This window comes from Myxacorys sp., from assembly GCF_059501405.1.
The window spans coordinates 24,367-34,468 of record NZ_JCACCM010000153.1; the positions used below are offsets into that span (position 1 = coordinate 24,367).

Annotated in this window: 10 protein-coding genes; 8 read left to right on the forward strand and 2 right to left on the reverse strand. The window is 47.7% G+C overall.

Annotation, left to right across the window (positions count from 1 at the left end):
- Positions 1–67 precede the first annotated feature (67 nt).
- Positions 68–892 carry a TIGR01548 family HAD-type hydrolase gene (locus AC5I6P_RS21050; RefSeq protein WP_495695721.1) on the forward strand — a complete coding sequence of 275 codons (825 nt, stop codon included), beginning with the start codon at positions 68–70 and terminating at the stop codon, positions 890–892.
- Here the strand turns inward: AC5I6P_RS21050 and AC5I6P_RS21055 are convergent.
- Both AC5I6P_RS21055 and ruvB read right to left on the reverse strand, forming a co-directional pair.
- Positions 879–1,736, reverse strand: coding sequence for a tetratricopeptide repeat protein (locus tag AC5I6P_RS21055; RefSeq protein ID WP_495695722.1), 858 nt, complete (start codon positions 1,734–1,736; stop codon positions 879–881). The two genes, AC5I6P_RS21050 and AC5I6P_RS21055, sit on opposite strands and share 14 nt — an antisense overlap.
- Before the next feature lie 31 nt (positions 1,737–1,767).
- Positions 1,768–2,961, reverse strand: coding sequence for a Holliday junction branch migration DNA helicase RuvB (gene ruvB / locus AC5I6P_RS21060; protein WP_495695723.1), 1,194 nt, complete (start codon positions 2,959–2,961; stop codon positions 1,768–1,770).
- 51 nt (positions 2,962–3,012) lie between these two features.
- On the opposite strand from ruvB, the gene AC5I6P_RS21065 reads away from it, so the two are divergent.
- The 7 genes from AC5I6P_RS21065 to AC5I6P_RS21095 all read left to right on the forward strand — a co-directional run.
- Positions 3,013–3,567 carry a sll1618 family protein gene (locus AC5I6P_RS21065; protein ID WP_495695724.1) on the forward strand — a complete coding sequence of 185 codons (555 nt, stop codon included), beginning with the start codon at positions 3,013–3,015 and terminating at the stop codon, positions 3,565–3,567.
- Between the two features lie 117 nt (positions 3,568–3,684).
- Positions 3,685–4,542, forward strand: a complete 858-nt coding sequence (locus AC5I6P_RS21070) for an ABC transporter permease (protein WP_495695725.1) — start codon at positions 3,685–3,687, stop codon at positions 4,540–4,542.
- A 48-nt stretch (positions 4,543–4,590) separates the two neighbouring features.
- Entirely contained in the window at positions 4,591–5,892 is a 1,302-nt protein-coding gene (locus AC5I6P_RS21075) for an ABC transporter ATP-binding protein (RefSeq protein WP_495695726.1), read from the forward strand.
- 13 nt (positions 5,893–5,905) lie between these two features.
- Positions 5,906–6,733: a TylF/MycF/NovP-related O-methyltransferase gene (locus AC5I6P_RS21080; RefSeq protein WP_495695727.1), complete on the forward strand. Its 828-nt coding sequence runs from the start codon at positions 5,906–5,908 to the stop codon at positions 6,731–6,733.
- A 23-nt stretch (positions 6,734–6,756) separates the two neighbouring features.
- Positions 6,757–7,812 (forward strand): class I SAM-dependent methyltransferase, encoded by a 1,056-nt coding sequence (locus tag AC5I6P_RS21085; protein WP_495695728.1) that lies wholly within the window; start codon positions 6,757–6,759, stop codon positions 7,810–7,812.
- 10 nt (positions 7,813–7,822) lie between these two features.
- On the forward strand, positions 7,823–8,854 hold the full coding sequence (locus AC5I6P_RS21090) for a class I SAM-dependent methyltransferase (protein WP_495695729.1): 1,032 nt from the start codon (positions 7,823–7,825) through the stop codon (positions 8,852–8,854).
- Between the two features lie 112 nt (positions 8,855–8,966).
- On the forward strand, positions 8,967–10,102 hold a 1,136-nt coding region (locus AC5I6P_RS21095; RefSeq protein WP_495695730.1), incomplete at its 3' end, for a hypothetical protein.

A 10,102-nucleotide genomic window follows, 5' to 3' on the forward strand; every position in this document is an offset into this window, starting at 1 on the left:
CTAACCTCCAGCGCAGTCCCAAGCTTGCTTATCTACAGTCTGCTATTCTACCGCACAGTTTTAGTAGATGATGGAAATCTCTGAAATTGCTACAGGGATTTTTATGAACGGTTCTAGCGCGATCGTGGTCTTTGATATTGATGGTGTAATTCGAGATGTGGGAGGGTCATATCGCCGGGCTTTGGCGGATACAGTTGAGCGATTTACGGGCGGAAACTCTCGACCGTCTTCTCAAGAGATCGATGCGCTGAAATCAGAGGGGCTTTGGAACAACGATTGGGAAGCGTCTCAAGAATTAATTTATCGCTACTTTGAGGCACAGGGGCAGCCCCGAAGCGAAGTGAATTTAGAGTACCAAGATCTAGTCGCGTTCTTTCAATCTCGCTATCGCGGAACTGACCCGGAAAACTGGACAGGGTACATTTGTCAGGAGCCATTGCTGTTGGAGTCAAATTACTTCGATGCGCTGACGATCGCAGGGATTCGGTGGGGATTTTTTAGCGGGGCAACGCGAGCGTCGGCAACCTATGTGTTGCAAAAACGGTTGGGATTGAAAAATCCGGTTTTAATTGCGATGGAAGATGCTCCGGGTAAACCTGATCCAGTGGGTCTGCTACAGACGGTTGATCAGCTCGAACCAGAAGCATCACCGTTACCTGCTCTCTACATTGGAGATACGGTAGCGGACATGTACACCGTCAGCAATGCGGCTTCCTTGCGATCAAACCGTCGCTGGATTGGGGTTGGAGTCTTACCACCGCATGTTCACGAAACGGAAGAACGTAAGTCCGCTTATGCTCAAACCCTTTACGAGGCAGGAGCGATCGTTGTTTTAGACACGGTGCGAGATTTAACCCCGGAACGAGTGAGCCAGCTTGTTACTGGAGGCTAAGGAATTTTTCTAGAGCAGTCACCATGGTGGGAGGCCAACGCCGTACCGTTTTAACCCAATTGATATCTTTGTAGCGATTATCGAGTCCTACGGCAGACACCCACTGGCTTTCCGCTTCTCCTTTTTTGCCAGCGCTCCATAGAGCGGCAGTGAGAGCGGCTCTCATATCGGCAAATCTGGGATATTTCCGAACGAGGTTTCGCATGTTGCGGATGGACTCATCGGTTTGACCCGCTTGATATTGAGCGAGGGCATGATTGGCGCGGGCAAAGGCATAGTCTGGAGCTAACTGGAAGGCTTTTTGATAGTCAGCTAGAGCGATATCCCATTGTCCGAGTCCCGCTTCAGCGTTGCCGCGATTGTTGAACGCTGCTGGATCATTAGGGTCAAGGTCTAACACGTGATTGTAATCTGCGATCGCCTCCTCCCATTTCCCTAAGCCCTCTAACGCTGCGCCCCGATTGAGGTAGGGGTCAGGAGCATCAGGAGCGAGTTCCATGGCTTTGTTAAAGTCTGCGATCGCATCTTCTAGCTTATTTTGACTGACCTTTGCATTCCCTCGATTGCTCCACACCGCAGCACTATCCGGCAACAGCGTTAGAATCTCTGTCCAATGCTGCTCTGCCGCTGCAAAATCACCCTTGTTCGTCGCATCAAACGCCTCCTGCCTGAGGGTTGAGAGTTTGCCAAAAAGCTCTTGGGCGGACGGCTGCTCGACTGGCTGCTCGGCTGGCTGTTCGACTGGCTGTTCAACCGACTCAGCCGCTAGAACGGGTAACGTGCTTAAGCATAGACAACTCACCAGCAGAAGCACCAGGATTGACTTCAGCGATCGACGAATCATGTAACACGCTCCAATAGCTAGAACAGAAAAATTAGGACAGAAACGTAAGTTGGCTTTCAGGAGGTTGATAGCCCAAATGTTTCCAAGCGGCGGTGGTGGCGATGCGACCTCGCGGGGTGCGGCTGAGATAGCCGATCTGCATCAGGTAGGGTTCGTAGACCTCTTCGATCGTTTGAGCATCTTCTCCGGTGGAGGCAGCGAGGGTTTCAAGTCCTACGGGTCCACCATTGTGTCGCTCGATCATGAAGCTGAGCAGGCGGCGATCCGTCCAGTCTAAGCCGCAGGGATCGACGTTAAACAGTTCGAGGGCTTCGGCGGCGATCGCTTGGTTCACTTTTCCGCGTGATTTCACCTCTACATAATCGCGGACTCGTTTTAATAACCGGTTGGCAATGCGAGGCGTGCCGCGCGATCGACGGGCAATTTCCTCGGCTCCGCAGTAGGTCACCGAGGTCTTGAGTAACGCAGCGGTTCTGAGGACAATTTCAGTCAGTTCATCGAGTTCGTAAAACCGCAGGCGTTGGACTAAGCCAAAGCGATCGCGCAGGGGAGAGGTGAGCGATCCAACCCGCGTCGTGGCACCAATAAGCGTGAAGGGGGACAATTTCAGCGATTGCGTCCGAGCGGAGCTTCCTTTGCCAAGAATAATATCGACCCGAAAATCTTCCATTGCCGGATAAAGAATTTCTTCGGCAACTCGCGATAGACGGTGAATTTCATCGATAAACAGCACATCCCCAGGCTGTAGACCCACCAAAAGCCCCATGACATCACGAGGACGCTCTAACGCTGGAGCGCTGGTAATCTTGCACTGTACTCCTAACTCGGCGGCTAGAATCAGCGACATTGTGGTTTTGCCGAGTCCAGGAGGACCATAAAGCAGCAAATGATCCAGCGACTCTTTTCTAGCTTTCGCCGCTCGAATGGCAATGTCCAAAACTTCTTTAAGATCTTTTTGCCCAACGTACTCTGCTAAACGCTGAGGACGCAGTTTTTCTTCTTGCTTGCCATGCTCTTCGGGTTCAGGGTCAGCTTGCAGCACAGCAGCGCGACCTTGATTGTGATCATTTGGGTCAAGATTATCTTGCAAGACAGCCGTTCGAGGAGATTTAGGAGGTTTACTGCCGCCAGAAGCAGTCTTCACACTCAACGGGAGTTGCCCGGACTGCGCCTCGTCAGACTTGTCTGGCTCAGGAGACTGCTTTTTAGAGGAGATAATCGCCATAATTGAGAACAATCATACCTGTAGACATTCAACCCGTAGACATTCAAAAAGATGGAGATTCAGCCACAGTTTCTAGTTTCTGACCCCATTTCATTTGAGCAAGCCATTAATCTCACCCAATCACTAATGGCAGCATTACAGCACAATCGCTTGACAGAAGCAGAACTTGAAAGCATCATAACCGCCTTGGTTAAAACTGAAAACGGCGCACGGGGATTTTTCGTCACTTATCTGACTGATGAGCAGCCCACTGCCGATCAATCGTCCCCAGCGGTAGTGGCAGCACTGCGATCGTCTCCAGAGATCGTGAGTGAACTGCTGGTGAAAAATCTTGCCATGTCAGCCGCCATGATAGTAACTCATACCGGAAATCAAAACCTCGAATTAGCAGCCGGATCAGAGCGAGTTCAACGGCGAACAATTGAGTTGATCAAGCAGACACAAATTGAGGTGATTTTCGTCAAGCTAGAACAGTTGCGCCAAAGCGTAGAGACGCATGGTGTAGAAACGCCTACAGGAGAGTTCCAGAGCTTTTTGCAGCGCTGGAACTATAACGAAGCCCAACGACGAGCGATCGCACAGGTGATTTCTAGGGTCATGACCTGATATTCTGACAGGAATCATGTTACGTCTGGGCGTAAGTACTGTTTGCGCAAACCAAAAAATGTTTAAACAAATGTTTAAGCAAACCCACGTTTTGAGCTAGGGAAGGGGAAACACAATTTGTTGAACTCTGTCAAAGCTGTCACTCGCAGCGCGGCTAGAAATGCCCAAAAAATACCAATTCTACGACCCTGGTTGGTGAAATTTGACCTGCTCAAAACTCTTGTCCAACGGGATTTAGATGCACGATATAAAGGCTCGGTGCTGGGTAACGCTTGGGCACTGCTAAACCAGCTTGCTCAGCTACTGGTCTACACCTATTTATTTTCTGTTGTTCTGAAGCTCAAATTAACGCTTAAAGGATTGCCAGCAAACGACTTTACGTTTGGGCTATGGCTATTTGCCGGTCTCATTCCGTGGGTGGCGTTCACGATGGGATTGAGTCAAGCTGCAAATTCGGTTGTCGCACAACCAAGTTTGGTCAAGAAAGTTGTGTTTCCGCTTAGTCTGTTGCCCCTTGTGCCCATCCTTTCTGCATTTATTGAAAGTTCAATGGGCTTGATGATGCTGATCACGTTTGTCGCCTTCTCCATGCAAACAATTCACAGTACCCTCTGGTTATTTCCCTTAGTTTGGATTCCGCAATTGCTGCTTACAGCAGGATTGAGCTATTTAGTCGCAGGCTTAACGGTTTTCTTAAGAGACATTCCGCAGACCCTTGGCGTGATTCTAAATCTCTGGTTTTACGTTACACCGATCGTTTATCCGGCAACCATGATTCCCGAAGAGTGGCGATTTTGGGTGTTTTGGCTCAATCCCATGACCGCGATCGTCGAACTGTACCGGGATTTAGTGTTAGTGGGAGAAATACAGCATTGGCAGGAACTAGGCGTTGCTACAGGCGTATCGATCTGTATGTTCGCGATCGGAGCTACCGTCTATCGGCGGCTGCGTCCTGCTTTTGCAGATGTGCTGTAACATCTGAGTTATTGGAGGTGTGAGCGTTAGAGGAAGCAACACAACGGTATGAGTGAGAGCATTATTTCTCTGAAAAATGTGTCCAAGTGCTTTAAGCGGTATGCAAAGCCTGTCGATCGCTTAAAAGAACTGCTGCTTCCTGGGAAGAGCCACGCTGACGTGTTTTGGGCGCTGCAAGACATTAACCTAGAAATTTTCAAAGGCGAAACACTTGGCGTCGTTGGTCGGAATGGGGCTGGAAAAAGTACCCTGCTTCAACTGATTACAAAGACGCTCACACCCACTACTGGAGAGATTGGTGTCCACGGTCGTATCTCTGCCCTACTAGAACTCGGAAGTGGATTTAATCCAGAATTTACTGGACGGCAAAATGTGTTTTTCAATGGTCGAATTTTAGGGCTAACACGGGCAGAAATCGAGGCGAAATTTGACGAAATTACTGCATTTGCAAACATTGGGGACTTTATTGATCAGCCCGTCAAAACCTACTCTAGCGGTATGTTTGTGCGCCTTGCTTTTGCCGTTGCGGTTAATACCAATCCAGATATTTTGATTGTGGATGAAGCGTTAGCGGTGGGAGATATTTTCTTTCAGCAAAAGTGCTTTGACCGGCTGCGACAGATGAAAGAAGCAGGCGTAACGTTACTCTTTGTGTCGCATGATTCTAGTGCTGTTTGCAAGTTGTGTCACCGGGCGATTTTGATCGAGCATGGCAGAATCGTTCTTGATGCCTTGCCTAGACAAGTCGTGGATTTATATCAGGCTAAGTTTCTTCAACAGCAGGACGTTGAGCCAGAACTGACTGAGATTAACGTTTCTCCCAGTTTCTCAACCGAAGACGGTGCCTCCTCCACCATTTCACTCACCTCAGAAGCCGTCATAATTCAGTTTGTTCGGTTTTTCGATGAAGACGATCAAGAAATCTATTCCATCACCAGTGACTCTCCGTTACAACTCTCGATCGGCATTCTCTTTAGGGAAGAGATAGATGATCCGCATGTTGGATTCATAATTCGCACCCGCATGGGAGAGGTCATTTTTGAATCCAACACATTCTGTATGGGCAGATCTATGGGTACAGTATCTGCTGGAACGCTGTTAAATGTTCGATTTCGCTTTAAGGTGCCTTTAATTCCGCAGGATTACACCATTACGACAGGGGTTTCAAGTGGCGGCGTGGGAGAGCATCAGTTCGAGCGATCGCTCGCCGTGAATCACGATACTGCTGTCTTAAAGGTGCTTAGAAACCAAGACACAATCCTTTGGAACGGGGTTGTAAATTTGAATCCAACCGTGACGTTCTCTAAGCAAAGTAGTCTCGAAAATCAACCGTTCTCCTCTAAGCTTTGATCAGCTGACCCGAATGGCTTTAGACCAATCGCTACTCAAGATAATCCAGCCCTATACGATGGTGACTCAAGACAGGTTAGAGAACCTGGCGCTCTTGGGGAAATACCTCAACACTGACCAAATTCCCGGAGATTTTGTTGAGTGTGGGGCTTATCGTGGCGGAACGGCTGCCATTCTCTCGCAATTTTTGGAGCCTTCGAGGCATCTTTGGCTGTACGACAGCTTTGCAGGCATGCCAGAGACGACCGAGAAAGACGGCGACGCCGCAAAGCAGTGGATTGGCAAATGTGTGGCGTCAGAGCAAGATGTTCGAGAAGTGCTGCAATTAGTAGGGACGTCCCCAGAACACTACACGATTCAGCCAGGATGGTTTGAGACAACGTTTAAGCAGACATTACCTCAGCAAGTTGCCCTGCTCCATTGTGATGCGGATTGGTACAACTCAGTTCTGCTGGTGCTAGAAACGTTTTATCCTCTGATGCCCGTTGGAGGGTGTGTGATTTTGGATGATTTTGGACATTGGGAAGGTTGCCGAGAAGCCTTTTATGAGTTCTGCGATCGTCACCAAGAACGCCCTGTTTTAGAACGGGTCGGAACCGACCAAGCCTTTTGGATTAAAGGACGCACTCATAACCGAGTGCCAATTCTCGCCCTCAACCAACCCCCAGTTCCGCCAGTCGCTCAAGCAGAACTACAAGCTTCTCAATGTCAGATCGCGCAATTGCAGTACCAGATTAGCCAGCTTCAGGCTGAGATAGAAGCCATGCGATCGAGCAAATTTTGGCGCTTGAGAACGCAGTGGACGCGCCTAAAACAGTTCCTTTCAGCCAGTCGGCATTAAACAGGTCAAACGGAGGTCAAACAATGTTTAGCATGATGTCGGCGGAAGAGCGCCAGTATCTTTATGATTTTGCCAAAGAGGAGTTCACGGGACAGGGGGCGATCGTCGATCTAGGGTGTTGGCTAGGTGCATCTACAACGGCGATCGCAAGGGGGCTTCAGGAAAACAACGATCCGAAGTTACGCAGCACAACTATTCATGCGTTTGACATTTTTGAATGGGAACCCAGCATGGAGTTTATGGTGAAAGGAACTCCGTTACAGCACCACTTTTCTTCGGGAGATAATTTTTTAGAAGAATACTTGAATCAGATTGCGCCTTGGAAAGATCAAGTCCAAGTTTATGCTGGAGATTTGACTCAATTCCAGTGGAACAATGGCGCGATCGAATTCCTGTTTGTAGATGCGATGAAAGGATGGGATCTAGCAAACAGCATTGTTCGCATCTTTTTCCCCGCTTTGATTCCTGGAAAATCAATCGTTTTTCATCAAGATTTTTCCTACTACGGAACGTATTGGATTCACCTTGTCATGTATCGGTTGCGATCGTACTTCCAGCCGATTAAAGACATTCCGAATTCCTGGGGTATAGCCTTTCGGTACGAAAAACCAATACCAACGGAGCAACTTCAAGCCACTTATGACCTAAGGGACTTTTCAATTGATGAGATTGAACAAGCCTTTGAGTATTCTGCTCAGATCGTAGGCGAGGAAAAGCGATCGCAGATCATTGGAGCCAAAGTGAAAGCGCTGTTTGAAGCAGGCGAACCTCAACGGGCGCATCTTAGCCTGCATCAAGCGATCGCGTCTCACATCTCAGACGCCGAGCTATACCTACCGCTAGGATTAAGCTTTGCCGCTCAGATGATGAGCTATTCTAGCCAGTCCAGTAATGAGCAGCTAAAAACGCAGATTCAGAGCTTACAAGCTGCTCTGCAGCAGACCGATACTCAACTAAAAGACGCTCAAATCAAGGTAGACCAGCTTCATACCACCATCAACGCAATGCACCGTAGCAAATTCTGGCAGCTACAACAGAAATGGACTCGATTGAAGCGCTTCTTGGGCTTGCTATACTGAGTTCGGTTTAGTGAAATTAAGTGTGGCAATTATGGTGGCGAGTGCAAAGCAGCCTTCAGTGACAGATTTCAAGAACACTGGAGAGCGACATATTCCCGTTCAGGCCGGAGATGATATGTCGTTAGCAAATGTGGATCATATGATTCGCTATGCCTTCACTGCCCCTTTTGTGAAAGATAAACGGGTTCTCGATATTTCCTGTGGAAGCGGGTACGGGTCGCAATTCATTGCCTTGCAAGGTGCCCGTGCCGTCGTTGGCGTCGATGTTGATGAGGACTCGATCCGGTTTGCCTCCACGTTCTACAGTCATCCTCACGTCAAGTATATTCAGTCGGATGCCCATTCCATTCCCTCCCTTGAAGACGCTTCGTTTGATGTAATTGTCTCCTTTGAGACGATCGAACATTTGCAATACCCAAGACAGTTTCTGTCTGAATTGCGTCGCCTTCTAAAGCCGAGTGGACAACTATTTATTTCGTGCCCCAACGACTACCGAGCCACACCTTGGCTCAGCCCATTTCATCTGCACAAGTTCCGGTTTAATGAATTTCGAGATTTATTTCTCAGCGTTTTTGGAGAAGGAGTTCTGATTGGGCAACACTTTGTGGTCGCGAGTTGTCTAGTCAAGCCGATCGCACCCGATTCTAAGACGGCTTGGTTACAAGAATATAAACAATCTCTTCCGCATGATTTCTTTAATCGGCAGTATCTTGAGCATCTTTCCTCCATCGAAAATGGAGAAGGCTATCTAGCAATTCACGGCGTAGATGAGAGCTTGATTCAGAATCAGATGAGTATTTCTCAGAATGCATTTCAGATGCTGATGCGGATTCTGTGTGACACAATGCAAGCAGCTAGTCAAAGCGGGCATCTGCATCAACAGTTACAGCAGACTCAAGCCGAACTTGCATATATGACTCAAGTAGCTGCACAAGCCCAAGAACGAGTTCGAGCGATGGAAAGCAGCAAGTTCTGGAAAGTGCGTAGAGGGTGGTTTCAACTCAAACGCACAATGGGTTTACCCACCAACGAACCAAACTGAATCTTCAATCGAGAATGATAGAGTGAAGAAGCCGGAAAAGATTAAGTCTTGATAGCAAATATCAATTCATCACTTGAATCCATTTTCCGTTCAAAGTTCTACATTTCACTCTATGACAGAAGCGATCGCATGTACGATTATCACCAAAAGTCACCTAGCCTACGCTCGAACGCTAGCAGAGACATTAGCAGAACATCAGCCTGAAATTAAGTTATATGTACTTTTAGCAGATAGAGTTGACCAGTATTTTGATCCAGTATTGGAGCCGTTTGAACTGATCCAGTTGGAGGATTTAGCAGATCAACCCACAATTCAGAAAATGTGTTTTTATTACACTCCGTTTGAATTGTGTTGTGCTTTACGAGGCGCTTTACACGAGTATATCTTCGAGAAAACATCCGCATTAAGCTGGCTGTTTTTTGACTCAGACATCATGATTTGTCATTCGTTAGAAACTCTTTTTCAAGAACTCTCTAGCGTTTCATTGCTGTTAAGTCCTCACTGTCGTTGTCCAGTAGACCTACAAAATGTAGTCCCTCATGAAACTAACTTCCTACGCTCAGGGCTGAGTAATGCAGGCTTTTTGGGCTTGCGTAGAACCAAGGAAACTCACCGATTTATTCAGTGGTTTAAAGAACGGTTGACTTACTATTGCTTTAACGATCAAGGTCTGGGAGATCCTAGAGGGTTATTTGTCGATCAACTGTGGCTGAACCTAGCACTTCTGTACTTTCAAGACAGGACTTTTGTGCAACATGCAGGAGCCAATATTGGTCATTGGAACCTGTGGGAAAAGACGTTAGATCTGAATGAAAGTGGAAAGGTTGTGGTTGATCAAGAGCCGCTTCTTTTCGTGCACTTTAGTGGCTGGAATATTGCTGAGCCTGAACGAATCTCCGTATATAGCCCTATGTATCAGGGCAGAGCAGATGAACTATGGATCAAACTTGCGGAAGGCTATCGAGAGAAACTCTTGAAGAATGGCTATGAGCTTACAAAGGAATATCCCTATGCGTTCAAGACGTTCTGCAATGGTGAAAAAATTACTGCTTCGATGCGCCGAGATTTCTATGAGCAACTGGCTCAAGGACGTTTGGTAGGAGAATCTCCTTTTGAACGTCCTGATTATTTTCAAACCAGTGACTTTACGCTGAGAAATGTTACCTCTCTAGAGAGCGCATTAAAACAGGCGATAGAGCAGATTGAGGTATTTGAAGCTACTACACAGCAAATGAGTTTGCAGCTTCA